1 pseudogene is annotated in these 312 nt (G+C 58.7%); it reads left to right on the top strand.

What is annotated here, in order from left to right:
• A pseudogene (locus VF684_RS20965) lies at nucleotides 1–312 on the top strand (IS1595 family transposase); the annotation flags it as partial.

Consider the following 312-nt stretch of genomic DNA (forward strand, 5'->3'; position numbering starts at 1 on the left):
CGGGGACTGCCGCGTCCACCACGTCATCGCGGTGGTAAAGGTCGGACTCGTGGAACCGGGCCAGATTACATCCCGGTGATGGTGGTACAAGACCGTGCAGGCCACCATGCGGATTTCCAGTTGGAGAAAATCGATGCCGAGACGGTCATCGCGGTGTTGAAGCCGTTGGTGTCACCGGATGCGGTGCTGTGTAGCGATGGGGCGGGTGTGTATGCCTGTTTCAGCAATGAACAGGGTATAACCCATCAGGTGGTGCGCAATCGTCAAGGCGAACGGGTAGTCGGTGCGTATCACATCCAGCACGTAAACGGG

This window comes from Aeromonas sp. Lyrl_2 (genome assembly GCF_051948815.1).
Lineage (GTDB): Bacteria > Pseudomonadota > Gammaproteobacteria > Enterobacterales > Aeromonadaceae > Aeromonas > Aeromonas veronii.